Genomic DNA, 24,767 nt, shown 5'->3' with positions numbered 1-24,767 from the left:
TAGCATGATATTAGCAGCAGGTACAACAGGGACCATTATTGCAACAGTAACAGCTTTTTTAATATTAACACTGGTATTAGTAGCTTTATTATTGTTTGTAAAACAAAAATTATCTCCTTCTGGTCCAGTAACAATTACCATTAATGGAGAAAAGAAAATTGAAGTAGGTTCTGGTAGTTCACTTTTAACAACATTAGGAAACGAGAAAATATTTTTACCATCTGCTTGTGGTGGTGGTGGTTCTTGTATACAATGTGAGTGTCATGTCTTAGAAGGTGGTGGAGAAGCATTGCCAACTGAAGTACCACACTTTACAAAAAAAGAATTAAAAGAAGGAATTCGTTTAGCGTGTCAGGTTAAAGTAAAACAAGACATGAATATAACTATTCCAGAAGAAGTTTTCGGAATTAAGAAATGGGATGCAGTAGTTGTAAGAAATTATAATGTAGCTTCTTTTATTAAAGAATTTGTAGTTGAGATTCCTGAAGATATGGGATACAAAGCAGGTGGATATATTCAAATTGAAATTCCTCCGTGTGAAGTTAAATATTCTGATATGGATATTACGGCACATCCAGAAGAGCACGAAACTCCAGATAAATTTGAAGCTGAATGGGATAAGTTTAAACTTAGACCTTTAGTTATGAAAAATACTGAAACTGTAGAAAGAGCATATTCAATGGCTTCTTACCCAGCAGAAGGAAGAGAAATTATGTTAAATGTGCGTATTGCAACACCTCCTTTTGATAGAGCAAAAGGTGGCTGGATGGATGTGAACCCTGGAGTAGCATCTTCATATATTTTTAACTTAAAGAAAGGCGATAAATGTGTTATTTCTGGGCCTTATGGAGAATTCTTTATAAATGAATCTGAAGCAGAAATGTTATATGTAGGTGGTGGAGCTGGTATGGCACCAATGCGTTCTCACTTATATCATTTATTCAGAACTTTAAAAACTGGTAGAAAAGTATCATATTGGTATGGAGGGCGTTCTAAAGCAGAATTATTTTATATAGAACACTTTAGAGCATTAGAAAAAGATTTTCCAAATTTTAAATTCTTTATTGCATTATCAGATCCTTTAGAGGCAGATAATTGGATAGTGAAGAAAGATATTAATGATGAAGCTGGAGATGGTTTTGTAGGGTTTATTCATAATTGTGTAATTGAAAACTACTTAAATCACCATGAATCACCAGAAGATTTAGAATTGTATTTCTGTGGTCCACCATTAATGAACAATGCTGTTCAAAAAATGGGAGAAGACTTTGGTTTATCAGATGAAAACATCCGTTTTGATGATTTTGGAGGATAATCTAAGTTAAATTCTGATACTAATTCAGAACTTTTATAACTAAAGATAGAGAAAACCGATACTAATATGTGTCGGTTTTTTTTAGGCTAAAAAAGTTTCTAAATGATATACAGGTTCTCCGTTTTCTTGTTCAAATAATTTTGAATAATCTAGAATATAGGGAATGTCATCAAAAGCACATAGCAGCTCTATAACTTTGCATAAACCATTAAATAATACTTCATTAGAAGAATGATTTTTTGGTTTAGGATTATAATGACATAAAGGAGTTTTAAATCCGCAGGAATCTAAAAACACTTTTTCTATTTGTAAAATTTCTTGTGGAGAATAACCATTAAATTTTCTCCCTAAATTTTGATGAACTTGACCAACATAACTCAATTGTAAAGAACCATGTTTATCAGATAAATGCTTCCAACTATCATGATTATCTAAAATATTACCTACTGCGCATGCAGTACAATCTTCTGGTTTTAATCTGTTATTATGATAAGCATTGTATAATTTTATTAATGCAGCTTCTAATCTTCTTGTCGTTTTCATCATTTATCAATTATTTATGTTTTAAAAATACTAATTATTTGCACTTATTACAAATCTGTTTTATCTGTAATATTTATAATTATATTAAATAATGCTCTGCTAGGTTTTTTATCAAATGATTAAATTGTATTTTTGAGTACTTAATTTCTACTATGAAAAGTATTCAAAAAATTTTAAAAAAGAAAAAGTACGTTAAAATTAAATTAAAGAAAATTGCTACAAATCATTTAGAATTGAGAGCTAAAATAAATGGTGTTAAAGGCCAATTTATTTTAGATACAGGTGCTTCTAACTCGTGTGTTGGTATAGATATGATTGAATATTTTAAGCTAGATGCGCAAGTAAGTGAAACCAAAGCTGCTGGAGCAGGTGCAACAGATATGGAAACTCAGCTATCAGAAAATAATAATCTTAAAATTGGAGATTGGACTACAAAAAATTGTCATTTAGTTTTGTTTAACTTATCGCATGTAAATTTGGCATTAACACAGCATAATGCTAATGAAATTCATGGAATTATTGGAGCCGATATTTTACAAAAAGGAAAAGCATTTATAGATTATACAAACAATATTCTATTTCTAAAAAAAGTTAAAAAGAAAAAGAAATAAATTTATTAAAATCATAAAATATTTAAAAAATGAATTTGCAAAAACAAGTAATGGATAAGATGAAAGAAGCTATGAAAGCAAAAGATACTGTTGCTTTACAAGCTTTAAGAGCTGTTAAGTCTGCCTTTTTATTAGCAAAAACAGAAACTGGTGTTCAAACAGAATTGACAGAAGAACAAGAAATTAAGATAATACAGAAGCAAGTAAAACAAAGAAAAGATAGTGCAGCTATTTTTATAAAACAAGGTAGACAAGATTTAGCAGATCCTGAGTTAGCTGAGTTAGCTGTTTTAGAACAATTTTTACCAGAAGCATTATCAGCAGAAAAAATTGAAGAAGTAGTTATTGCTACAATACAAAAATTAGGTGCCTCTGGAATGAAAGATATGGGTAAAGTTATGGGAGTTGTTTCTGCAGAATTAGCTGGTAAAGCAGATGGTAAAACTATTTCTACTTTAGTAAAAAAGGTTTTAATGAGTTAAATTTTAATATAAATTTGGCTGTGTAGTTCAACTGGATAGAATATCAGATTTCGGCTCTGAGGGTTGGGGGTTCGAATCCCTTCACGGTCACATTAAAGTAACCTCAAGACAAATTTGTTTTGAGGTTTTTTTATGTTATAAAAAACATAAAAATCTTGAAAAATGATATTAATCATCTTTTAAAATCAATAATTTATAGAAATTTGTATCAGAATTAAAATACATACTGATGAAAAAAATAATCCCCATTTCTGAAATTATGACAACAAGTGTCGTAACATTAAGTATTGATGATACTTTAGAAGAGGCAGAAAAAATATTTAAAGAACATAAAATAAAACATATTCCTATAGTTAAAAACAAAGAAATTGTGGGGATGTTAAGTTATACAGATTTACTTAGAATTAGTTACGCAGATGTTTCTGATGATGAAAAGGATGTTGAGAATTTTGTTTATGACATATTTACAATTCAACAAGTTATGACTAAAAATCTTTATACAGTTCCTCCTTATTCTACCGTTAAAGACGTAGCAGAGTTATTATCTCAAAAAGAATTTCATGCATTACCAGTGGTTGAAGATAATGAATTAGTGGGTATTGTTACTACTACCGATTTAATCAATTACTTAGTAAAGCAATTATAGTTTTAAAAATAGTTATTTAGTTATTTAGTTAGTTATTAGTTAAAAAGAGGTTTTTTATAAGGCCTCTTTTTTCTTTAAATAAGCTGTAATAATTCTCTGAATATCTCTATTATCTTTTTTAGGCTCTACAAAAAATTGATAATCTTCTGGATTCTCTAATTCTCTAGATTGATAAATATCTACATAACCAAAACCCTGATAAATTCCATTTAAAATTAAAGCAAAACCAATTTCGTTTTTAGTTCTACCTTTTTCTTTAATTACTAAATTTTCTGCTCCAATTCCTACAGATTTTATTGCTCTTCTTACTCTAATATTATAATCTTCTACAGCTTCTTTATCGCTGCAAACACCTTTACATTCTTTAATTTGATAATGAAAACAGCTAGCAACGTTGGTTTGTAAATGGCAATATTTTGGGCATAATTCAAACTCCTTACAAAGCGTTTCTGTGTAAGTTCTGGCTTCTGCAACAGAATAAAATTTCATTATTGGGTTAGGAATTAATTTTAATCGATTCCATGCCAAATGTATAACACCTCTTTGATCTTCATAAGAAAATAATCCTATAGCTTCGGATGCTCTTCTTTGTGCTCTGTTAAATTTTGGATATATATGTTTTATTTCTGATGATTCATGTAATAACGCCAACAATTCGCTACCTGTTTTTGTGAAAGAAATATCAGCAATTTCTAAACACATAGTTTGCTCTTTTTTCTTTTTGTCATAAAAATGGCTGATAACTCGTTGTTTTATATTATTAGCTTTACCAACATAAATAATTTCTTTATCAATATTTTTAAAATAATAAACACCGTGTTTTTCAGGTAAATTATCAACTATTTTTTTGTCTAACAGAGGCGGTAATGTTGCTTGTCTAGACTTAGGATTTAAAAAAGAATTAATAGTAAAATTATCATCTCTTTCTATTAATCTTCTAAACAATTCTGTAGTTGCTTCTGCATCTCCTTTTGCTCTATGTCTTCCATTAATAGGAATATTTTCTGATGTACAAATGTTTCCTAAACTATAAGAACTTAAACCAGGAATTATCTTTCTTGATAAACGAACCGTACAGAGTTTTTTTCGCTTAAAGTCGAATCCTAAGTTTTTAAATTCTTCGTGAATAATATTATAATCGAAATTTACATTATGAGCAACAAAAATTGTGTCTTTCGTAATTTCGGCTACCTTTTTTGCAATTTCATAAAACTTAGGTGCATTTCTTACCATTGCATTTGTAATGCCTGTAAGATTGGTTATAAAAGCAGGAATATTTTGCTCAGGATTTACCAATGATGTAAATTCATCAACAATATTTTTACCATCAAAAACAAAAATGGATATTTCGGTTATTTTAGAACCTTTATATCCATTTCCTGTGGTTTCTATGTCTACAACTGTGTATTTACTCAAAACAAATAGATTTTTGGTTTTTATACTTGTTCTTTTTCTATTTTTTTGTGTTAAAATTTTAAACCATAGCTAGAGCTATGCTTTGAAATTTTGCCTTGAAAAAGAAAAAAATTACTGCCTCTAAAATTCCCAAAACCTATATGTTTTGAGTATAACAATTATGATATAATATTTTTTAAATCTGCAATAGTTTCTGTTGAATTTTCTGATCCAAAAACATAACTACCAGCAACCAATACATTTGCTCCAGCTTCAATTAATTTGTTTGCATTTAGATTCGTAACTCCGCCGTCAATTTCTATTTGGCAATTAGATTCTGTAAATTCAATTAAATGTTTTAACTGACTTACTTTTTTATACGTGTTTTCTATAAATGATTGTCCACCAAAACCAGGATTTACACTCATAATACAAACCATATCTAAATCTTCAATAATATCTTCTAAAACTGCAATTGGCGTATGAGGGTTTAAAGCAACACCAGCTTTCATTCCAGCTGCTTTAACTGCTTGAATTGTTCTGTGTAAATGTGTACAAGCTTCATAATGCACTGTTAAAATATTTGCGCCTAATGCTGCAAAAATTTCAATATATTGATCTGGATTTACAATCATTAAATGTACATCAATTGGTTTTGTAGCGTGTTTTGTAATTGCTTTTAAAACTGGCATTCCGAAAGAAATGTTTGGCACAAAAACGCCATCCATAATATCAATATGAAACAAATCTGCTTCACTATTGTTTACCATTTCTATATCTCTTTGTAGGTTTGCAAAGTCTGCTGCTAAAATTGAAGGTGCAATTAAATTACTCATTAGTTTGTTGTTGTGTTGTAAATTTATTTTGCAAAGGTAATTAATTCGTAATTGTGATAAAGAAAGATAAAATTTTATTTAAAGCAATTAGTTAATAAACAAGTTTAGCCCCGATTGAAACGGCATCCTTTTTTGTTTTTACAAAAAAGATATAGTGAAAAGCGGGAAATAGCTTCAAATAAAAAAACTCCCAAAATGAATTTGAGAGTTTTATATATGTTTTACACTTTTTAAAAGCATAAGTGAAATACCAAAAGAGGTTTGCGACCTCTAGCCTAAGTATGTCATTAAAATTTTAGATCTAGAAGTATGTTTTAATCTTCTAATTGCTTTTTCTTTAATTTGACGAACACGCTCGCGAGTTAAATCGAAAGTTTCACCAATTTCTTCTAAAGTCATTGGTTGGTGTTCACCTAAACCGAAGTATAATTTTACAACATCTGCTTCACGAGGAGTTAATGTTTCTAAGGCTCTGTTAATTTCGATTCTTAAAGATTCGTGTAATAATGTTCTATCAGGGTTTGGAGATTCTCCAGAGTTTAATACATCATATAAATTAGAATCTTCACCTTCAATTAAAGGAGCATCCATAGATACGTGACGGCCAGAATTTTTCATAGATTCTTTTACGTCATTAACTGTCATGTCTAATTTCTTAGCAATTTCTTCTGGACTTGGAGGTCTTTCGTTTTCTTGCTCTAAGAAAGCGTACATTTTGTTAATTTTATTGATAGAACCAATTTTATTTAACGGTAAACGTACAATTCTAGATTGTTCTGCTAATGCTTGTAAGATAGATTGACGAATCCACCAAACGGCGTATGATATAAATTTAAATCCACGAGTTTCATCAAAACGTTTTGCTGCTTTAATTAAACCTAAGTTTCCTTCGTTTATTAAATCTGGTAATGTTAATCCTTGATTTTGATATTGTTTTGCAACAGATACAACGAATCTTAAATTGGCTTTTGTTAATTTTTCTAATGCTCTTTGATCGCCAGCTTTAATAAGCTGTGCTAATTCTACTTCTTCATCAGCAGTAATTAAATCTACTTTTCCAATCTCTTGTAAATATTTGTCTAACGACGCAGTTTCTCTATTCGTAACCTGCTTGGTAATTTTAAGTTGTCTCATCTAATTCTCTATAACTTTTTAAAGGATTAATGTATTGCTACATTTACTTATACGTAGGAACTTATATAAATGTTACAAAAAATAAAAAATTCTTTTTTTCTTAAAGTAAAAATCAGACTTATTAACGAGGAAATTTAGCTGTCTAACTTTTTTAATTATTTTATGTGACTTAAATATATACTTTGTGTCCAAAATATAAGAAGTATTGAAAACTAGTAGCATACAAAAATTATCTGATGAAGATTTAGTCTTTAAAATAGTAGAAACAAACAACTCGCAATTGTTTGCTGTTTTATATGATCGATTTTCTAAAGTAGTTTATAATAAGTGTTATGGTTTCTCTAAGAATAAAGAGGAAGCAGAAGATTTAACACATGATGTTTTTATTAGATTATTTGTAAAACTAAAAACTTTTAAAGGAAACTCTAAGTTTTCTACGTGGTTGTATTCTTTTACATATAATTTCTGTGTAAATTATGTGCAAAGAAATGATCATAAAAAGAAAGAAAGAGTTACAGTTGTTACAGATCAAGTAAAAGATAATGATGATGACATAGAAGACATTGAAGATGCGCAATTATTTGAATTAAAATCTGAAAACCTAGCTAAAGCATTTGCTTTGATAGATGTAAAGGAAAAAATGATTCTTTTAATGAAATATCAAGATGACATGACTATTAAAGAAATATCTGAAGCATTAGAAATTGGAGAAAGTGCTGTTAAAATGCGTCTTAAAAGAGCTAAGTTAAAAGTTGTTAGTGTGTACGAAGAATTGTAAATATGAGTAACCCATTTAAAGAGATATTGCAACATCAAGAAGTTCCTGAAGTATTAAAGCAGAAGGTGTTAGATGATATTAATATGATTAAACTTACTATGGATATTGCAGATCTGTTTTTGGTAAAATACCCAAGTACTATTGGTGATATTTTAATAGGAAGTACATCAAAAAAGAAAAAATAACCAAATTTATTAAATATAATGAAAGCACTATTAATTATGCAACAGGCAGATTTTGATTTTAGTTTTTTACAAAATCTATGGAATAATATCGTCGATTTTTTACCTCAATTATTAAAAGGAATTGTTTTTTTAATCTTTGGATGGATTCTTATAAAAGTTATTTTATTTAGTATTAAAAAAGTATTAGGTTTTACAAAAATAGACAGCTTACCAGAAAAATTAAATGTTGATGAAATTTTTGGAAATTCTGCAATAAAAATTCAACCAACGAAGATTATAGTAACTGCCATTAAATGGATTCTTATATTAATTTTTATCATAATCGCATCTGAGTTACTTGGTTTAAAAATGATTTCTGAACAATTAAGTAATTTAATTGCTTATTTGCCAAAATTAATTAGTGCTTTACTTATATTTGCCATTGGAATTTATATTGCAAATATTGCAAGAAAAGCAATTTCGGCCATGTTTTCTTCGTTAGAATTAACTGGAGGAAGCCTTGTTGGGAACATTTTTTTCTATGTAATTTCAATAATAGTAAGCGTTACAGCACTTAATCAAGCAGATGTAAAAACAGACTTGATTACTAACAATTTATCTATTATATTTGCATCGATTTTACTAGCTTTTACAATAGCTTTTGGTTTAGGATCAAGAGATATAATAAAAAGATTATTATTTAGTTATTATTCTAGAAAAAATCTTCAAGTAGGCAATAAAATTAAAACAAATAATTTAGAAGGAGTAATAGAATCTATAGATAATATATCTGTAGTTTTAATATCAGAAAATAAGAAAGTTATAATTCCTATTAAGGAAATTGTAGATAATAAAATTGAAGTACTGAGTTAATAATTCTCAACTTAAGATCTGATAGAAAGTTGGGGGACTATCTATCATGAGTGATTTATCACAAAAAAAGAGACCGTTTTCACGGTCTCTTTACTTTTTTATATAATTATATGTTTATTTTTTAAAATAAACCATTTATTTGTGAATCTATTCTATCAATAATATATCCTAAATCTTCTTGGTTTGTTACAAAATCTAAATTATCTACATCTATAATTAGTAATTTACCTTTTGTATAGGTAGAAATCCAAGCTTCATAACGTTCGTTTAATCTACTTAAATAATCGATACTAATAGAGTTTTCATAATCTCTACCACGTTTATGAATTTGCCCAACTAAAGTTGAAATATCTGCACGTAAATATATTAATAAGTCTGGCGGAGAAACTATGTTTTCCATTAACTCGAACAAAGAGCTATAATTATGATAATCTCTATTGGTCATTAAACCCATTGCATGTAAATTGGGTGCAAAAATATGTGCATCCTCATAAATGGTTCTATCTTGAATAATGTTTTCTCCAGTTTCTCTTAACTCTACTATTTGACGAAAACGACTGTTTAAAAAGTAAACTTGTAAGTTAAAAGACCAGCGTTCCATTTCTCCATAAAAATCATCTAAATAAGGGTTTTCATCTACAGATTCAAAATGAGGTTTCCATTTATAATGTTTGGCTAAAAGTTGTGTTAGTGTGGTTTTACCAGCACCAATATTTCCTGCAATTGCAACGTGCATATAGTTAAATATTCTAAAATTAAAAGTGACGATAAAGGTAGTAAAAAATATAGTTAACCTGTTGTGCATTTTAAATAATGCTAATTTTAATATTGTTGATATTTCTGTTAAAAATAAACTTATTGATTTATTGAATTACAGCGAGCGTAGTTATTTTAAATAACACTCTATTTTTAAGCCTTTTAAGAGATTTAACATAATTTCTTCTAATCACAAATTGATCACAAAATTTAGCAAATAGCGTTTCGATTCTCTTTCTTTTTTTTCTAAATATATAAGGTTGATTTTTATAGTTTTTCTGATTTTTTCTCATAGGTGCATTCCATTTTATATTACAAGTTTCTAATAAATTAAGTTGTATTTATGTTGATAGGTAACCTTTATCAGTAATCAAATGAACAATTTTTTATTTTAAATTATAATGCACAAAAAACAGGTTAAAACTAAGATTATGCTAAAAGATAGAAAGCAGACTTAGCCCTGATTGAACGGTCTGTTTGAGCTCTTTTTTGCTATTTTGAAGCAAAAAAAGCGAGTAGTGAAAGCAGGAAATAGCTTCTAAAAAAATTACAAATCTAATTTTACTTGTTCTGGCAATAATCGAAATGTTTTTCTGTGATGGATATTTGCCCCAAATTCTCGAATTGCATTTCTGTGTTCTTTGGTTGGATATCCTTTATTTTTAACCCAATTAAACATAGGAAATTCTTGATGAATCTTTGCCATATATTCATCTCTATAGGTTTTTGCTAACACAGAAGCCGCTGCAATACTTAAATATTTTGCATCGCCTTTTACAATGGTTTTATGCGGAATTTCTTTATAATCTTTAAATTTATTACCATCAACAATAATAAATTCTGGTGTAATATTTAGTGCTTCGATCGATCTATGCATTCCTGTTATTGAAGCTTGTAACACATTTATTTTATCAACTTCGTCTTGCCAAACAAAAGAAACACCAAAAGCAATTGCATTTTTTTCGATAAATGGACGTAATTCTTCCCTCCTTTTTTCTGATAATTGCTTAGAATCATTTAAAAAAGGATGTGTAAAATCTTTAGGTAAAATTACTGCTGCAGCAACAACTGGACCGCATAAACAACCTCTGCCAGCTTCGTCTGTGCCTGCTTCTAAAGTAAAACCACTAAAATTAGATTGTAACATATTACAAAGAAAAGAAAACTTTTTCTTTTAGATTACCATTTTTACAAGAATGAGATTTCTTTTGAATCTTAAATAAATTTGAAGCAACATTTTTAAATTAACAGATTTCATCATAATTATTAACAAATATTTTCGTTTAATTATTTTACATTTGCCTTTGTATAATATATGATGAACAAACAATTCCTTTTCTTTTTAGTCTTAATTTTACTCACTGCTACAAATACTTTTTCTCAAAAAAGAATGTTGCAGAATGAATACACCAATCTTAACGGAATCGATAATGATTCTATAATCTCTGGGAGAACAAAAATTGAACTTTCTGGAAAAACCAAATATACAGATTATAAAATCTTTTCTCATAAAGGAGTTACCACATACATCGACACAACTTTATCGATTAAAAAAGAATACAAATTTAATTATTTAAGAAAAGATAATTTTGAACTTTTAGAGTTTCATAATCAAGGGCAAACTTTTAATAATTTAGGTTATAGTTTTAATAATTTAAAACAGTTTCCTGATATTGGTTTTACCGCAAAACAGTTTAGTTATTTTGAAATTGAAGACATAAAATATTATGAAGTTCCTACGCCAACTACAGAAATTTTATACAGAACTGGTTTACAACAAGGACAAGTTGTAGATGCGCTTTTTACTTTAAACTTCTCTAAAAGATTAAACGTTTCTGCTTCTTATAAAGGTTTGCGTTCTTTGGGCGCTTACAGGCAATCTTTAGCTAGTAACGGTAATTTTAGAGGAACTTTTCATTACACAACTAAAGAAAATCAATATGAAATTAGAGGACATTTTACAAGTCAAGATTTTTTTAATGAAGAAAGTGGCGGTTTAACAACTTCTTCATTAGAAAATTTTATTTCTGATGACCCAGATTATACCACGCGTGCAAGATTGGATGTGAATTTAGATGATGCAGAAAATCAATTTGACAGCAATCGAACTTATTTAGAACATAGTTATAAATTAATTTCTAGCAAAGATTCCATCAACAATAAAGACTTTAGCAACTTAAAAATTGGTCATATTTTTACCAATGAAAGCAAGAGTTACAATTTTACACAAGGAACCGAAACTACCGATATTTTTGGTGAAATAAATGCAACTGAAGCAACTGATAAAAATGCAACAAGTAAGATTACTAATAATGAAATTAACTTAGAATTTAACTCAAAATACGTTTTAGGTAAGTTTAAAGCAAAAGCAAATTACACTAGTTATTCCTACGGATATGACTCAATTTTAAACAGTAATAGTACAATTGATAAATTAAAATTAAAAGGAAGTGCCATTTCTGTTGGTGCAGATTGGAATGCAAAAATTAAAAAATTTCAATTAAATGCAGATGCTTCTTTAACACCTGGTTCTGGAAGGTTATCTGGTAATTATTTAAAAGGTGAAGCATTATATAAAAATGATAGTCTTTTTACTGTAAAAGGAAGTTTATTAATTAGTTCTAAATCTCCAAATTTTAATACTTTATTACATCAAAGTAACTACGACGATTACAATTGGGAAAACGATTTTAGTAATGTAAACACAAGAGATCTAGGTTTTACTTTTAATTCTAAATGGATAAATGCTACTTTAAATTTCACCAATATTGATAATTATACCTATTTTGATGAAAATAACACACCACAACAATTTGAAAATCAGATTACTTATTTAAAAGTAAAAGCTAACAGGGAATTTAAATTCTGGAAATTAGCTCTTGATAATACCCTAATGTATCAAAATGTTAGTAGTGGAAGTTCTGTTTTTAGAGTTCCGGAGTTTGTAACTAGAAACACTTTTTATTATACAGATTATTGGTTTAAAGGAAAACCAATGTTGGTAAATATGGGAGTTACTTTTAAGTATTTTACAAAGTATAATGAAAATGCATACAATCCTTTATTGGCAGAGTTTACGATACAAAACAATGAAGAAATTGGGTATCCTACTTTTGATGTTTTCTTTAATGCACAAGTTCGTAGAACGCGTTTGTATCTAAAAGTAGACAACATAACTTCTAGTTTTTCTGATAAAAATTATTTTTCTGCACCAAACTATCCTTACAGAGATTTTACAGTACGTTTTGGATTAGTTTGGAATTGGTTTATTTAAGCTAAAATCTGGCAATAAACTAAAATTTATAAACTCATATTACATGAAAAATCAACTTAAACATAACTGGAAACTTTTCTTAATTGCAAGTTTAACTTTAGGATTAGCGCCTTTTAATCCGCCACATATTTTAGGTAAAATTCAATGGATTTTAGGTGGAAATGCTTTTTCTGGAGAACATGCAATGCAAGCTCAAGATTGGTTTGACGTTTTGCTTCATGGATCGCCTTGGGTTTTACTTTTGATTTCTATTATTCTAAATCTTTTTGCAATAAAGGCAAAAAACGACCAACAATAGCGCTTTCTTTTTTACCAATTATTATAAATCCTTTAGACTCATAAAAAGAAACTGCATGAGGATCTGCTAATAAAGTAACTCGATTACAATTTAATTTTTTAGATTTTATAAAAGCATGTTGTAGTAACTGATTTCCTATTCCTTTACCAATAAAACTAGGTAAAACAAATAAAAATTCTAATTCAATTGATTTTTGTTTTGGCTGATTTAAAATATAGAAACCAATTATTTTATCATCAGAAATAAATTTACAAACTATCATTTCTTGAATCATTTTTTCGGAAACCGTTAAATCATGCGTCCAACTTTTAAGTAATTCATCAGAATATCCCCAATAAGATTTAGATTTTAAAGCAATTTCGGTAAGTTTTATTGCATCAGAAACAACAGCAATATCAATCATATTATTTCTTAGCTAATTGTCTAATTTTAATACTAAAAGCTGCGAACGTTAAAGTCATTATTGGACTTAAATAATTAAAAATTGCATACACAAAATAATCAGAAACAGAAACTCCTAAAACTCCAGATTGATATGCTCCACAAGTATTCCACGGAATTAAAACAGAAGTTACAGTTCCTGAATCCTCTAGAGTTCTACTTAAATTTTCTGGCGCTAAACCTCTATCTTGATACGCTTTTTTAAACATTTTACCAGGAATTACAATTGCCAAATATTGATCTGAAGCAATTACATTTAACCCCAAACAACTTACTACTGTACTTGCAAATAAACCCAAAATAGAAGTTGCTACAGATAATAATTCTTTCGTAATTTTTGCCAAAGCACCAATTGCGTCCATAATTCCACCAAAAACCATAGCACAAATAATTAATAAAATGGTCCAAATCATTCCTTCTACTCCTCCAGAAGAAAATAATTCTGATAAACTATCATTATCAGTCTCTATTTGAACATCAGTAAGTACAGCTTTACTTATTGCACTAAAATTAGAATCAGAAATTCCGTTTAAAACATCCGATTGAAAAATAAAAGCAAAAACAGCCGCTAAAATAACACCAATAGCTAAAGCAACTAACGGTTTCGTTTTCATTACAATCATTGCAATTACAACACCTGGCACAATAAATAACCAAGGAGAAATGTAAAAAGTATGATCTATAGTTGTTAGTAAATTACTAATATCTGCATTTCCGTTTGTATCAATTGTTCCGCTTAAAATAGTAAAAACGATTAACGTAATTATTAATGTTGGCACAGTTGTATATGCCATATATTTAATATGTGTAAATAAATCTGTACCTGCCATCGCTGGCGCCAGATTTGTTGTATCTGATAAAGGAGACATTTTATCGCCAAAATAAGCCCCAGAAATTACTGCTCCGGCAATCATTCCAGTTGGGATTCCTAGTGCACTTCCAATTCCAACCAAAGCAATACCAACAGTAGCAGAAGTTGTCCAAGAACTACCTGTTGCTACAGATATAATTGCTGCAATTATTACTGATGCTGGCAAAAATATTGCTGGACTTAACACTTGTAATCCGTAATAAACCATTGCAGGAATAATACCGCTTACCAGCCAAGTTCCTGCTAAAGCACCAACTAAAAATAAAATTAAAATAGGCACAAAAACGCTTTTCCAGTTTTCCCAAATTTCTGTAAACATTCTTTTTAGCGATACTTTATTATAAAAACCAACAACTGCAGATGCAATTCCGCCCATTAATAAAATATATTGATTTGTATAAGCTCCAAACCATTCTTGACTTTCTACAAAAAAGATATTATACGCTAACATACTCATCAAAAATACTACAGGAATTAAAGATTCTAATAGACTTAACTCTTTATTTACAATAATTCCCTGATCTTCAATCTTTATTTTTGATAAATTTTTATCGTCTTGCATTCTCTATTTTTTTTGATTTGTAATGTTACGATTTTACATAATATTATGCAAATCAAATTGCTTCACTTATTTTTGCGCTTATGGATTCATTAACTCAAATTGTTTTAGGTGCTGCTTGTGGCGAAGCTGTTCTTGGTAAAAAGATTGGAAATAGAGCACTTTTATTTGGTGCAATTGGTGGCACAATTCCAGATTTAGATGTTTTTATTGGGCGACTTTTATACGGCAATGAAATACAAGCAATGGCTTTTCATAGAGGTTTTATGCACTCTATTTTATTTGCAATTTTAGCTTGTTTTGTTTTTGGATGGATAACTTACAAACTATATAATACTGGTAAAAGACAAGAATCAACAACTTTAAAAAACTGGATTTGGCTATTTTTCTGGGCTATTTTTACACATCCCATTTTAGATTGTTTTACACCTTATGGCACACAACTATTTGCGCCTTTTTCTAGTTACAGAATTGCTTTTAACAATATTGCTGTTGTTGACCCTTTTTATACTATTCCGTTTTTAATATGTATGATTAGTTTAATGTTCATCCACAGAAAAAGTAAAAAAAGAACCTTTTGGTTAAAAACAGGAATTTACATAAGTTCTGTTTATATGATTTTTACAGTATTTAATAAATTTTATATGGATGCTGTTTTTGAAAAGTCTTTTGAAAAAGCAGGAATTAAGTTCACTCGATTTTCTGCACAACCCACAATTTTAAATAATATTTTGTGGTACGCAGTTGCAGAAACTGATAAAAATTATCATTTAACTTTTTATTCTTTGTTGGATAAAAAATCAATATCAGAAAAAGTAATTACTGTTAAAAAAAATCATGATTTACTTGATATGAATAATGCTAATTTACAAACCTTAACTTGGTTTAGCAATAAGTATTACAATATCTCGAAAAAGGAAAAAATAGGCACTTATAAATATGTAGATTTAAGATATCCAATGTTAAATCCTGATGATGCAAATACGTCTATTTTTAACTTTACCATTTATAATAAAGATAATGAATGGGATATTTTACCTTTTGACCGATCACCACCAAATAAAGAAGATTTTAACAAGTTTATTGAACGCTTAAAAGGGGTTTAGAAAAAGTGGTTAGTGTTAGTGTTAGTGGTTAGTGGTTAGTGGTTAGTGGTTAGTGGTTAGTGGTTAGTGAAACTAAAAAAATATAAATTCAAAAAAACAAAAAAGTGTGACATTTTAATGACACACTTTTTTAACTTGAAACTTAACGAGAACTACAAAACACCAACTTCAATCATACAAGACTTCATCATTTGATAAGTTCTTTCAATATCATTATCTAAACCGATAGAAAAACGAATTAAACCTTTAGAAAGTCCCATTTCTTTTTGTTCATCCGCAGGAATTTCTGAAGAAGTTGAAGTTCCAGGAGCAGAAAATAATGTTCTATAAAAACCTAAACTCACAGCCAAATTTCCTATATTTTTTTGTTGCATTAATTCCATTAACTCATTTGCTTTTTCTAAAGTACCAACATCAATTGTTAACATTCCACCAAAACCAAATTCGGTATTCATACTACTTTTAAAAAGATTGTGAGAAGGATGAGAATCTAAACCTGGATACACTGTTATTAATCCATCTGCTTGAAATTTATCAGCCAAATAAGCAGCATTAAAACTGTGTTGCTTCATTCTAATATGCAAAGTTCGCATGTTTTTTAAGATGGATGAAGCTCTTAAACTATCCATCGTTGAACCCAATAACATAGACGCTCCGTCATTTACATTTCGTAAATCATTTATGAATTCTTGCGTTCCACAAACTACGCCTCCAACGGTATCCGAAGAACCATTTATAAATTTTGTTAAACTATGGCAAACCACATCTGCACCTAATTTTGCGGGTGAAATTGAAAGCGGAGAGAAAGTATTATCAACCACTAATTTTAAATTGTGTTTTTTAGCTAAAACTGATAAACCTTTAATATCTGCAACTTCTAATAACGGATTACTTACTGCCTCACAATATAAAACTTTAGTATTTTTAGTAATTGCAGCCTCTACAATATCTAATTTTGTAATGTCTACAAACGTAGTTTTGATACCTAATCTTGGCGAAAAGTTTTTTAAGAAAGCGTATGTTCCTCCATAAATAGTTCTACTAGAAACAATATGATCACCAGCACCACAAATCTGTAATATTACTGGTGTAATTGCGCCCATTCCTGATGCTGATACATTTGCAGTTTCTGTGCCTTCCATTGCTGCTAAAGCTTTGCCTAAATATAAATTACTCGGCGTTGAATGACGAGCGTATAAATAACAACCATCTGCATTTCCTTCAAAAGTATCAAACATTGTTTTTGCTGATAAAAAAGTAAATGTAGACGAATCTGAAATTGATGGATTTACACCTCCAAATTCTCCATAATATTGTAAATCTTGAATATTATCTGCTGGATTAAAGCTCATGAGTAGTTATTTTAAGTTCAACACAAATCAACAACTAAATAGAAATTATATCAACATAAAACTATATATATAGATTATTTTTCTAAATTTGAGTTATTTATTAGTTTTAAAAACCAAAAATAATTCATTAAAAATCATTTTTTAGATAAAATTTAAGTATGCAATTAGATTCTATAGATAAAAAACTCATCAATTTATTACAAAATGATAGTAAACAGACTACAAAACAATTGTCATTACACCTCAACTTATCTATAACTGCTGTTTATGAGCGTGTTAAAAAACTAGAAAATCAAAAAGTGATTGATAAATACGTGGCGATTATCAACAAAAATAAAATTGAAAAATCTTTTTTGGTCTTTTGTCATTTAAAATTAATTCAACATTCTAGAGAATATGTAACTACTTTTGAGCGTGAAATTTTAAAACTAGAAGAAGTTTCTGAATGTTTTCATGTAAGTGGCGATTTTGATTATATTTTAAAAATCTACGTAAAAGACATGCAAGAATATCGAAATTTTATGGTTTCTAAATTAACAGCCATAAAATATATTGGCAGTACGCACAGTATTTTTGCCATAGAACAAGTTAAAAATACAACCGCAATTAACTTGTAGTAAAAAACATTACTCTTTAATTAACACTATTTTTTCTGATTGTTTGCTTACAGTTTTATCAAAGAAATCTTTTAAATCTTTATAATACTGTGCACCAATTAAAGGTTTATTAAATTGTAAAACAGAAATTGCTTTTATTTTATTACCAACTTGAGAAACTTGATATTTAAAAACGCCCATATTATCTGGTAAAGCAATAGCCAAAACTTCTGGTAATTTTTCTACTTTATAGCCTAATGGAATTTCGATTGTAACTCTATTTAATTCTTTCCAAGAAGCTGTAAAATCTATTGGAAACTTTCTTTCTTCTAATTTAAAAGGATTGTTATGTTTTGTTAGAAATAGCAAAGGCTCTATATATAATTTACCATTTATTCCTTCAATTAAATCATTACTAGAGAATTTTATCATTCTAACAATGGGTTTACTTAAATCTACCTTATTTTGAATCTTAAAATCTGTTATTTCTACATTGTTATTTTCTTCAAAATTGGTAATTAAGCTTTCTTCTTTTATGTGATTGTAACTTCTTCTAAAATCTAATGCTTTTAAATTATCGAACTTTGTTCTAACATAACCTTCTGTTACTAATTCGTTATTAATTTTTATCATTATCATGTTTTCCTCTAAAGAATGCTTTTCCGAAGTTAAATTTATCCAAGAAGAGTTACCATCTTTTTTAACCAATCTTCCATCCCAATTTAAAGCTCTTTCTGGTAAAATATTTGGTAAACTATAAGGTTCTGTTGCATCTAAAAGTACATATGTATTATCTTTAAAAGTAACAGCAGCTATTACATAATCAAAACCTTTTATTGTTGGAAATAACGGAATACCATTTCCTCTAGAACTTACCAAAACAGGATTTGCATCCAAACCTGCAAAACGCAACATAGAAGTTAACATTAAATTGATGTCTGCAACATTACCTACTCTTTCCTTGTACGCCTTTTTAACACCATTATATGTATACTTATCATAATAACCATTCCATTTTACTCTTGATTTTACAAACTGAAAGATAGTAGCAACTTTAAGCATATCAGACTTTCCTTCTAAGCTTAATGAATTTAAATCGTCCTTATAAAAACTAGACTTATCTAACTCACTACCAAAAGAAGAAGATCTAAAAATTTCTTTACTAACATCTGTCCAATCTGAAGAATAAAATTTCCTATCTCCACCAAGTTTTGTAAAGTTGATTTCTTTAATTTCAAATTCCATACCACCTCTGTAATTATTAATATTGTTAACAAAAGGTTCATTATTTTTTAAAGCTGGTATATTTTTATCATTAAAACTTAATTTTAAAATTTCGTAACTAAATTTCTCATAACTATATGTGGTATTACTTGCTTCTCTTGCACCAGTAGAAATACCTGTTGGTCTACCAATATTTTTTATTGTATAAGTTAAATTCTTACTTTTTGATTCTTGATTCGGAATTATAGAATGATATCCTTTTGTTCTTTGACTAAAAACATAATACTCAGGTATTGTAACCTCATAGTCTAGTTTTTTAACTGGGATATTATATTGAAAAACTAAATCATCAATAGTTCTTGTATAAGGTGAGGTTAAAGTGTATTGTATTTCAATTACTGAACCTTCTTTAATACTTGGCATTGTAATTTTTTTTTCGCTTCTATATTTGTTTCTTTTTTCTTCGAAAATATTTTTTTTAGCTAATTTAGTCTTTTCAACTTTTCCATTTAAAAGAGAAAAAGTATATCCTTTAATTGAACTTACAGACTCTTTACTTTCACCTTCTGGATTATAAAAAGGTATTAATTTTGTTCCATAATTAAACCCTTCTTTATTATAAATTTTTATTCTTTCATGTATTTCTGTCACTATTTGAAACCTACCTTCTCTTTGTAAAAACTCATAATATGTATTTCTACTTCTATACAAATAAGCAGCATCTGCTGTTGAATCTAAAGGATAAAATTTTTCTTGTAGCTCTTCTTTTGATACTTTTCCGAATTTGTAATCTTGTGCAAATGTTGCTAATTGAGTGAACACAAATAATGTGAATGCAATTTTCTTAATCATAACTATTTCTTTATTAATGCAATTCTTTGATTTTCTAATTTTGCTGTTGTTCTTCTAAAACTTCTATATTTTTCATATTCTTCTTTTGGATGAGTTCCTGCAAGAATAATAATTGTTCTTTTATAATATAAGGTGTTTTCATCTAATTTAGAAATACTCATTTCATAGCTACCAAACTGCGTTTTAATTTCCTTTTTTTCTGGAAGATATTCTACAGCATATTCTTTAGGAATTTTAATAATATATTCGTCAATATCTTGATAACCTCTAACAATCTGTAAAGGCAGTTTTCTTTTTCTATACCTTTTTGGCACTTGATTTATAGCATTAAATACATTTACTCTAAATAAATATTCCTTTTCATTTACAGTAGCAAAATCAGAAATATTTATTTTTAAATTTTCTGTAAACTTTATAGAATCTTTATCATTATTGATAACCATTTCCGCAACTTCTAAATTATTATTATAACTCCAAACATTCGATTTATAAATTTTCGTCAATTCTTCATCGGAAAAAGTATCATACCCAAACTTATCATCATATTGTATTCCTTCTGATGTTCTTTTTAAAGTTGCTTTTAAGTTTCCAGCTTCATCAAAATTTATTGTTGCTTTTGTAATTTGAAGATTTTTTTCGTTTTTATAGGCTGGTGTTCTTTTTATAATGCCGCCTTCAGGTGTTACAACTAAAACATTTCTATCCTCAGTAAAATCGCCTAAAAAATTAAAAGGCATTGTTTGATTTGTGCATTCTAACCAAATGTCGTTGCCTTTATTTGGGATATTTAAAATAATATGATTTCCTTGAATAGACGAAAATTCTTTATCAATATCTCGTTTTTCATCAGCATACACAATTGTATAATACGATTTTACATCGGCAACATCCATCAATGCTTTTGTGTAATTTGTTAATCCTTTACAATCTCCATAACCTACCTCATCCACTAGATTTGCAGCAATAGGTTCCCAACCACCAATACCAACTTGCACACTTATATAACGTGTTTTATTTTGCATAAATTGATACACCAATTTTGCTCTTTCAATGGGATCTTCAACTCCTTCAACTAATTTTCTAATTTTAAGCTTGGTAGATTCTTCTAAAATGTCTCTATCAGTAAGTAGTTTTTCGTTCATCCATTTACCAAATTCACTCCAGTTAGCATATTCTCCATAAACACCTTTTAAATAAAATTTATCTAAAGCAAAAATGGCTTTTGGCAAAATTTCTCTATAATGAACTGATGAATTTTCATATTTTAATGCTTTCTCATTTTCTAAAACATACGTTAATTCGGAAGGAGAATTCGTTGTTTTTATAGTATAATTTTCAAAATTGACTTCTTTTTTTCTAAAAGGAATTTCCTTCGGATTTTTGAAAGTAAAGCTACTTTTTTGAACGGATACAAAATATCCATTCACAGGAAAAAACCAAGGAATAAAACCCGTTGTTTCTGTTTCATACTCAGATTCGAAAACCAACGTATAAGGATAAGAAACCGGTGTGTAATCGATATATTTTACTCTAGAATCTGAGTATAAGGTTCCACCACTTACAGCACTTATATCTTCAAATTTTCTTTTAGAATATTTTTTTATTTCATTACCAAACGCATCATAAATTTTAGCTGATAAATCATTTATTTTAGTATCTTGATCATAACTTTCAGAAATTACTGCATCAACATCACCAAGTTTATTAAGTACTGTAACAACTTTTCTTTTTTTTACAGTCATTTTATTAACATCTTCAATTGTAATTTCAACGGAATTATCTCGTACAACTGCATTCGCATTTTCTTTTAATTCCACAGGAATTAGAAGCGCAGAATAGTTTATATCTTGAGAATAGAAAGTTGTACAAAGAAAAAGTAGCAGTAGTGTTGGGGAAATATATTTTATCATAAAAATTCTTTAATAGCACTGCAATTTAAAAAAAGAAAACCCAAAACAGATGTTTTGGGTTTAAAATTTATGAAATAAATTTTTTACTATTTATTTACATGTGATCCATCACAGTTTCCGTTTGGGTCTTCTGTATTTCCACATCCGCAAGGTCTATCAGCTTTTTGATTTTTCATGTTTTATAGTTTTAAATTATTAAATTCTTTTTTATTAATGTTATGCTTTTGTTTTTACAACAAAAGAAATTTCCATAATGTCGTCAATAAATTTATCTTTTAAATTATCAAAGAAAGATTTTGATTTATATTTTACGTTATAATCTGTTCTATTCACATTAAAAGTTTTACTTTCAAAAGTAGTTACTCCACCTTCAGTAGAAATCGTTGCAGGAATTGTAATACTTTTTGTAACGTCTTTTATTGTTAAATTTCCCGTTACATCCAATTTTCCATCTTCTGATTCCTCTACGTCTGTAATTACAAATTTTGAAGTAGGATATGTAGCTACATCAAAAAAGTCTGCCGATTTTAAATGAGCTTCAATTTTACCTGCTCCAGCGCTTCCTTTCATATCAACATTTACAATTGAATTCATATCAATTACAAATTCTCCATCAATTAATTCATCTTCTTCAATAATTAAACTTCCACTTTTTAGAGAAACAACTCCGTCGTGTGCGCCTAAAGGTTTTGTTCCTTTCCAGTTTAAAACTGATGCTTCTGTATCAACATTATATTTTTCTAATGTTGTTGCCTCAAATTCTACTACTTCTTTTACAGCTAATTTTTCTTTTTTCTCACTTTTACAACCAGTTAAAACTGATGCAACTAAAACTAATGATACTATTATTTTTTTCATTTTTTTTAAAATTTAGATTAATGGTTTTTTATTTTCCATGGCAAATATACATTAAATTTATTTTCCAAGGGAAATAAATATTACTTTTTTATAATTTCATTAATTACAAAAGCAGCTGCTTGCAATCCAAAAGCAGCTGGCATATAACTTATTGTACCATAAAAAGATTTTTTGAAGTTTAATCCATCAGTCATTTTTAGGCTTTCTGCAATTTGAAATTCTTCCGAATATACAGCTTTTATGCCTTTATCAACTTTGTGTTCTTTTAATCTTTTACGCAAAGTTCTTGCCATTGTGCAATTTTTAGTTTGCGAAATATCTTTAATCTTAATTTTCGTAGCATCTAACTTACCTCCTGCTCCCATAGAAGAAATTATTTTTACTTTTTTTCTTCTTGCGGCAACTATTAAATTAATTTTAGGAGTAATACTATCGATACAATCTAAAACGTAATCAAACTCTTCTGATACGATTTCAAAAGCTCTTTCTGGTGATAAAAATTCTTCTAAAACTGTCAATTCAATTTCTGAATTTATATCTTTTAATCTCCTTGCTAAAACTTGTGCTTTCGATTTCCCTATGGTAGAATCTAATGCCGTTAATTGTCTGTTTTTATTGGTGACATCAAAAACATCGCCATCTACAATTGTTATTTTATTTACTCCTGCTCTTGCTATAAACTCGGCTGCAAACGAACCTACTCCGCCCAAACCAACGATTAAAATATTAGCTTTTTGTAATTTTTCTAATCCTGCTTTTTGTACTAATAATTCTGTGCGTTCTAACCAACTCATTTTATAAATATATTTTTAAATTCTGATGAATTGCCTCTTGCAAATCTTTTAAATGTATGTTTTTTATTTCTGATGCTTTCTGATAAATTTCTTGAATCTCTAATTTTGAATCATCAGTTTCTAATAAAATGGTGGAAATCGGAATTTCTAAAAACACTTCTTGTAACTTTTTACTTTTGATAATTGCCGCGCCAAAAGAAAGTAGTATTCCGTTTTTGATAAAACTTTCTGCCAATTGTTTGCTTTTATTGAATCCGTGTAAAACCCAAGTTTGATTTGGTTGTATTTCTTTTTTAATTTCAATAATTTCTTGATATGCTTTTACACAGTGAATTATCAATGGTTTTTTATATTTTTCTGATAATAGAATTTGCTTTTTAAACACCTTTTTTTGAAGTTCAAAATCTACATCAATTAGTTTATCTAAACCACATTCTCCTAAAGCGACACAATTTTTATCTTGTAATTTACTTTCTAAAAGTAAGATTTCTTCTTCAATTTTATCAATATTGATAAACCAAGGATGAATTCCCATTGAAAAAGGTTGCGAAAAATTCAATGAATTTGGATAGGTATTTACAATTGAAAACACATTTTTATCCGAAGAAAAAGTATGTGTGTGCACATCAATAAAATCCATAGAAAATTATTCTTTATTCTTAGAATCGATAATAATGGTAACTGGTCCGTCGTTTAGTAAAGCCACTTTCATATCTGCACCAAATTTGCCAGTTTGTACTTTTTTATTCAATTCTTTTTCTAAGGATTTTACAAAATTCTCGTACAGCGGAATTGCAACATCCGGTTTTGCAGCTTTTATATAACTCGGTCTGTTTCCTTTTTTTGTAGCAGCTTGCAATGTAAACTGACTCACCACAATTGCATTTCCAGCTATATCTAAAAGTGAGTTATTCATCACTTCATTTTCATCATTAAAAATGCGAAGATTTGCTATTTTTCTTACTAAAAAATTAATATCTTCTTGAGTATCCTCATTTACAATTCCTAAAAGAATTAGCAATCCTTTTTTGATGTTTGCTACTTTTATTTCATTAATAGTAACACTTGCTTCAGAAACTCTTTGAATTACAATTTTCAT

General features: G+C 28.5%; 26 protein-coding genes and 1 tRNA gene. 12 read left to right on the top strand and 15 right to left on the bottom strand.

The genetic code is table 11. From position 1 onward, the window contains the following. The first annotated feature begins 4 nt into the window (after positions 1 to 4). On the top strand, positions 5 to 1,315 hold the full coding sequence (nqrF, locus tag BLT70_RS02065) for an NADH:ubiquinone reductase (Na(+)-transporting) subunit F (protein ID WP_091890893.1): 1,311 nt from the start codon (positions 5 to 7) through the stop codon (positions 1,313 to 1,315). A gap of 81 nt (positions 1,316 to 1,396) precedes the next feature. Here the strand turns inward: nqrF and BLT70_RS02060 are convergent, their stop codons facing one another. Then, positions 1,397 to 1,858 carry a Na(+)-translocating NADH-quinone reductase subunit F gene (locus tag BLT70_RS02060; RefSeq protein WP_091890892.1) on the bottom strand — a complete coding sequence of 154 codons (462 nt, stop codon included), beginning with the start codon at positions 1,856 to 1,858 and terminating at the stop codon, positions 1,397 to 1,399. Between the two features lie 152 nt (positions 1,859 to 2,010). Between BLT70_RS02060 and BLT70_RS02055 the strand changes: the two genes are divergently transcribed. The 4 genes from BLT70_RS02055 to BLT70_RS02040 all read left to right on the top strand — a co-directional run bounded on the left by BLT70_RS02055 (position 2,011) and on the right by BLT70_RS02040 (position 3,597). Continuing rightward, positions 2,011 to 2,469, top strand: coding sequence for a retropepsin-like aspartic protease (locus tag BLT70_RS02055; RefSeq protein ID WP_091890890.1), 459 nt, complete (start codon positions 2,011 to 2,013; stop codon positions 2,467 to 2,469). Positions 2,470 to 2,498: 29 nt separating this feature from the next. Next, positions 2,499 to 2,951, top strand: coding sequence for a GatB/YqeY domain-containing protein (locus BLT70_RS02050; protein ID WP_091890888.1), 453 nt, complete (start codon positions 2,499 to 2,501; stop codon positions 2,949 to 2,951). A 16-nt stretch (positions 2,952 to 2,967) separates the two neighbouring features. After that, a tRNA-Arg gene (locus tag BLT70_RS02045) sits at positions 2,968 to 3,041 on the top strand. A gap of 139 nt (positions 3,042 to 3,180) precedes the next feature. Next, positions 3,181 to 3,597 carry a CBS domain-containing protein gene (locus tag BLT70_RS02040; RefSeq protein ID WP_091890883.1) on the top strand — a complete coding sequence of 139 codons (417 nt, stop codon included), beginning with the start codon at positions 3,181 to 3,183 and terminating at the stop codon, positions 3,595 to 3,597. A 54-nt stretch (positions 3,598 to 3,651) separates the two neighbouring features. Here BLT70_RS02040 and BLT70_RS02035 read toward each other — a convergent pair whose 3' ends face one another. The 3 genes from BLT70_RS02035 to BLT70_RS02025 all read right to left on the bottom strand — a co-directional run bounded on the left by BLT70_RS02035 (position 3,652) and on the right by BLT70_RS02025 (position 6,962). Continuing rightward, positions 3,652 to 5,013, bottom strand: coding sequence for an exonuclease domain-containing protein (locus BLT70_RS02035; RefSeq protein ID WP_091890881.1), 1,362 nt, complete (start codon positions 5,011 to 5,013; stop codon positions 3,652 to 3,654). 158 nt (positions 5,014 to 5,171) lie between these two features. Further along, positions 5,172 to 5,828 carry a ribulose-phosphate 3-epimerase gene (gene rpe, locus BLT70_RS02030; RefSeq protein WP_091890879.1) on the bottom strand — a complete coding sequence of 219 codons (657 nt, stop codon included), beginning with the start codon at positions 5,826 to 5,828 and terminating at the stop codon, positions 5,172 to 5,174. A gap of 270 nt (positions 5,829 to 6,098) precedes the next feature. Then, complete coding sequence (locus BLT70_RS02025; RefSeq protein ID WP_091890876.1) at positions 6,099 to 6,962, bottom strand: RNA polymerase sigma factor RpoD/SigA; 864 nt, start codon at positions 6,960 to 6,962, stop codon at positions 6,099 to 6,101. Positions 6,963 to 7,167: 205 nt separating this feature from the next. Here BLT70_RS02025 and BLT70_RS02020 point away from each other — a divergent pair, with 205 nt between their 5' ends. Genes BLT70_RS02020 through BLT70_RS02010 form a run of 3 tightly spaced genes read left to right on the top strand, consistent with a single transcriptional unit; the run spans position 7,168 to position 8,777 of the window. Further along, a complete protein-coding gene (locus tag BLT70_RS02020) occupies positions 7,168 to 7,740 on the top strand; it encodes an RNA polymerase sigma factor (protein WP_091890874.1) in 573 nt (190 codons plus the stop codon). 2 nt (positions 7,741 to 7,742) lie between these two features. Further along, positions 7,743 to 7,925 (top strand): hypothetical protein, encoded by a 183-nt coding sequence (locus BLT70_RS02015; RefSeq protein WP_091890871.1) that lies wholly within the window; start codon positions 7,743 to 7,745, stop codon positions 7,923 to 7,925. A gap of 18 nt (positions 7,926 to 7,943) precedes the next feature. Then, positions 7,944 to 8,777, top strand: coding sequence for a hypothetical protein (locus BLT70_RS02010; protein ID WP_091890868.1), 834 nt, complete (start codon positions 7,944 to 7,946; stop codon positions 8,775 to 8,777). Between the two features lie 121 nt (positions 8,778 to 8,898). Here the strand turns inward: BLT70_RS02010 and BLT70_RS02005 are convergent, their stop codons facing one another. Together BLT70_RS02005 and BLT70_RS01995 are read right to left on the bottom strand one after the other, a co-directional pair. Next, the gene (locus BLT70_RS02005) at positions 8,899 to 9,513 is read right to left on the bottom strand and encodes a deoxynucleoside kinase (RefSeq protein WP_091890865.1); all 615 of its coding nucleotides are present in this window, start codon (positions 9,511 to 9,513) and stop codon (positions 8,899 to 8,901) included. A 567-nt stretch (positions 9,514 to 10,080) separates the two neighbouring features. Continuing rightward, entirely contained in the window at positions 10,081 to 10,680 is a 600-nt protein-coding gene (locus BLT70_RS01995) for a ribonuclease HII (protein ID WP_091890853.1), read from the bottom strand. A gap of 168 nt (positions 10,681 to 10,848) precedes the next feature. Here BLT70_RS01995 and BLT70_RS01990 point away from each other — a divergent pair, with 168 nt between their 5' ends. After that, the gene (locus BLT70_RS01990) at positions 10,849 to 12,807 is read left to right on the top strand and encodes a putative porin (protein WP_231962788.1); all 1,959 of its coding nucleotides are present in this window, start codon (positions 10,849 to 10,851) and stop codon (positions 12,805 to 12,807) included. Positions 12,808 to 12,850: 43 nt separating this feature from the next. After that, a complete protein-coding gene (locus BLT70_RS01985; RefSeq protein WP_091890847.1) occupies positions 12,851 to 13,105 on the top strand; it encodes a hypothetical protein in 255 nt (84 codons plus the stop codon). On the opposite strand, the gene BLT70_RS01980 is transcribed toward BLT70_RS01985, so the two are convergent. Both BLT70_RS01980 and nhaC read right to left on the bottom strand, forming a co-directional pair. After that, positions 13,059 to 13,508 carry a GNAT family N-acetyltransferase gene (locus BLT70_RS01980; protein WP_091890844.1) on the bottom strand — a complete coding sequence of 150 codons (450 nt, stop codon included), beginning with the start codon at positions 13,506 to 13,508 and terminating at the stop codon, positions 13,059 to 13,061. The two genes, BLT70_RS01985 and BLT70_RS01980, sit on opposite strands and share 47 nt — an antisense overlap. A 1-nt stretch (position 13,509) precedes the next feature. After that, complete coding sequence (gene nhaC, locus BLT70_RS01975) at positions 13,510 to 14,979, bottom strand: Na+/H+ antiporter NhaC (RefSeq protein WP_091890841.1); 1,470 nt, start codon at positions 14,977 to 14,979, stop codon at positions 13,510 to 13,512. An 80-nt stretch (positions 14,980 to 15,059) separates the two neighbouring features. On the opposite strand from nhaC, the gene BLT70_RS01970 reads away from it, so the two are divergent. Beyond that, positions 15,060 to 16,082, top strand: a complete 1,023-nt coding sequence (locus BLT70_RS01970) for a metal-dependent hydrolase (RefSeq protein WP_091890838.1) — start codon at positions 15,060 to 15,062, stop codon at positions 16,080 to 16,082. A 152-nt stretch (positions 16,083 to 16,234) separates the two neighbouring features. Here the strand turns inward: BLT70_RS01970 and BLT70_RS01965 are convergent, their stop codons facing one another. Continuing rightward, on the bottom strand, positions 16,235 to 17,434 hold the full coding sequence (locus BLT70_RS01965; protein ID WP_091890835.1) for an aminotransferase class I/II-fold pyridoxal phosphate-dependent enzyme: 1,200 nt from the start codon (positions 17,432 to 17,434) through the stop codon (positions 16,235 to 16,237). Positions 17,435 to 17,592: 158 nt separating this feature from the next. On the opposite strand from BLT70_RS01965, the gene BLT70_RS01960 reads away from it, so the two are divergent. Continuing rightward, positions 17,593 to 18,051 (top strand): Lrp/AsnC family transcriptional regulator, encoded by a 459-nt coding sequence (locus tag BLT70_RS01960; protein ID WP_091890832.1) that lies wholly within the window; start codon positions 17,593 to 17,595, stop codon positions 18,049 to 18,051. A gap of 9 nt (positions 18,052 to 18,060) precedes the next feature. Here BLT70_RS01960 and BLT70_RS01955 read toward each other — a convergent pair whose 3' ends face one another. From BLT70_RS01955 to dtd, 6 genes are all read right to left on the bottom strand, one after another. Continuing rightward, the gene (locus tag BLT70_RS01955) at positions 18,061 to 20,106 is read right to left on the bottom strand and encodes a DUF3857 domain-containing protein (protein WP_091890829.1); all 2,046 of its coding nucleotides are present in this window, start codon (positions 20,104 to 20,106) and stop codon (positions 18,061 to 18,063) included. A 2-nt stretch (positions 20,107 to 20,108) separates the two neighbouring features. Next, positions 20,109 to 22,016 carry a DUF3857 domain-containing protein gene (locus BLT70_RS01950; RefSeq protein WP_172824372.1) on the bottom strand — a complete coding sequence of 636 codons (1,908 nt, stop codon included), beginning with the start codon at positions 22,014 to 22,016 and terminating at the stop codon, positions 20,109 to 20,111. A 216-nt stretch (positions 22,017 to 22,232) separates the two neighbouring features. Continuing rightward, on the bottom strand, positions 22,233 to 22,874 hold the full coding sequence (locus tag BLT70_RS01945) for a YceI family protein (RefSeq protein ID WP_091890826.1): 642 nt from the start codon (positions 22,872 to 22,874) through the stop codon (positions 22,233 to 22,235). Between the two features lie 80 nt (positions 22,875 to 22,954). Then, positions 22,955 to 23,668 carry a ThiF family adenylyltransferase gene (locus BLT70_RS01940; protein ID WP_091890824.1) on the bottom strand — a complete coding sequence of 238 codons (714 nt, stop codon included), beginning with the start codon at positions 23,666 to 23,668 and terminating at the stop codon, positions 22,955 to 22,957. Between the two features lies 1 nt (position 23,669). Beyond that, complete coding sequence (locus BLT70_RS01935) at positions 23,670 to 24,308, bottom strand: TatD family hydrolase (RefSeq protein ID WP_091890821.1); 639 nt, start codon at positions 24,306 to 24,308, stop codon at positions 23,670 to 23,672. A 6-nt stretch (positions 24,309 to 24,314) separates the two neighbouring features. After that, positions 24,315 to 24,767, bottom strand: a complete 453-nt coding sequence (dtd, locus tag BLT70_RS01930; protein ID WP_091890817.1) for a D-aminoacyl-tRNA deacylase — start codon at positions 24,765 to 24,767, stop codon at positions 24,315 to 24,317.

The sequence above is a fragment of the Polaribacter sp. KT25b genome, from assembly GCF_900105145.1.
Classification (GTDB): domain Bacteria; phylum Bacteroidota; class Bacteroidia; order Flavobacteriales; family Flavobacteriaceae; genus Polaribacter.
This window is presented reverse-complemented; position numbering and strand designations above follow the sequence as displayed.

Excerpts from the sequence above, each read along its gene's own strand:
- nqrF (WP_091890893.1), top strand. The coding sequence starts at position 5 with ATGATATTAGCAGCAGGTACAACAGGGACCATTATTGCAACAGTAACA.
- BLT70_RS02060 (WP_091890892.1), bottom strand. The coding sequence starts at position 1,858 with ATGAAAACGACAAGAAGATTAGAAGCTGCATTAATAAAATTATACAAT.
- BLT70_RS02055 (WP_091890890.1), top strand. The coding sequence starts at position 2,011 with ATGAAAAGTATTCAAAAAATTTTAAAAAAGAAAAAGTACGTTAAAATT.
- BLT70_RS02050 (WP_091890888.1), top strand. The coding sequence starts at position 2,499 with ATGAATTTGCAAAAACAAGTAATGGATAAGATGAAAGAAGCTATGAAA.
- BLT70_RS02040 (WP_091890883.1), top strand. The coding sequence starts at position 3,181 with ATGAAAAAAATAATCCCCATTTCTGAAATTATGACAACAAGTGTCGTA.
- rpe (WP_091890879.1), bottom strand. The coding sequence starts at position 5,828 with ATGAGTAATTTAATTGCACCTTCAATTTTAGCAGCAGACTTTGCAAAC.
- BLT70_RS02025 (WP_091890876.1), bottom strand. The coding sequence starts at position 6,962 with ATGAGACAACTTAAAATTACCAAGCAGGTTACGAATAGAGAAACTGCG.
- BLT70_RS02015 (WP_091890871.1), top strand. The coding sequence starts at position 7,743 with ATGAGTAACCCATTTAAAGAGATATTGCAACATCAAGAAGTTCCTGAA.
- BLT70_RS02010 (WP_091890868.1), top strand. The coding sequence starts at position 7,944 with ATGAAAGCACTATTAATTATGCAACAGGCAGATTTTGATTTTAGTTTT.
- BLT70_RS02005 (WP_091890865.1), bottom strand. The coding sequence starts at position 9,513 with ATGCACGTTGCAATTGCAGGAAATATTGGTGCTGGTAAAACCACACTA.
- BLT70_RS01995 (WP_091890853.1), bottom strand. The coding sequence starts at position 10,680 with ATGTTACAATCTAATTTTAGTGGTTTTACTTTAGAAGCAGGCACAGAC.
- BLT70_RS01990 (WP_231962788.1), top strand. The coding sequence starts at position 10,849 with ATGATGAACAAACAATTCCTTTTCTTTTTAGTCTTAATTTTACTCACT.
- BLT70_RS01985 (WP_091890847.1), top strand. The coding sequence starts at position 12,851 with ATGAAAAATCAACTTAAACATAACTGGAAACTTTTCTTAATTGCAAGT.
- BLT70_RS01980 (WP_091890844.1), bottom strand. The coding sequence starts at position 13,508 with ATGATTGATATTGCTGTTGTTTCTGATGCAATAAAACTTACCGAAATT.
- nhaC (WP_091890841.1), bottom strand. The coding sequence starts at position 14,979 with ATGCAAGACGATAAAAATTTATCAAAAATAAAGATTGAAGATCAGGGA.
- BLT70_RS01970 (WP_091890838.1), top strand. The coding sequence starts at position 15,060 with ATGGATTCATTAACTCAAATTGTTTTAGGTGCTGCTTGTGGCGAAGCT.
- BLT70_RS01965 (WP_091890835.1), bottom strand. The coding sequence starts at position 17,434 with ATGAGCTTTAATCCAGCAGATAATATTCAAGATTTACAATATTATGGA.
- BLT70_RS01960 (WP_091890832.1), top strand. The coding sequence starts at position 17,593 with ATGCAATTAGATTCTATAGATAAAAAACTCATCAATTTATTACAAAAT.
- BLT70_RS01955 (WP_091890829.1), bottom strand. The coding sequence starts at position 20,106 with ATGATTAAGAAAATTGCATTCACATTATTTGTGTTCACTCAATTAGCA.
- BLT70_RS01950 (WP_172824372.1), bottom strand. The coding sequence starts at position 22,016 with ATGATAAAATATATTTCCCCAACACTACTGCTACTTTTTCTTTGTACA.
- BLT70_RS01945 (WP_091890826.1), bottom strand. The coding sequence starts at position 22,874 with ATGAAAAAAATAATAGTATCATTAGTTTTAGTTGCATCAGTTTTAACT.
- BLT70_RS01940 (WP_091890824.1), bottom strand. The coding sequence starts at position 23,668 with ATGAGTTGGTTAGAACGCACAGAATTATTAGTACAAAAAGCAGGATTA.
- BLT70_RS01935 (WP_091890821.1), bottom strand. The coding sequence starts at position 24,308 with ATGGATTTTATTGATGTGCACACACATACTTTTTCTTCGGATAAAAAT.
- dtd (WP_091890817.1), bottom strand. The coding sequence starts at position 24,767 with ATGAAAATTGTAATTCAAAGAGTTTCTGAAGCAAGTGTTACTATTAAT.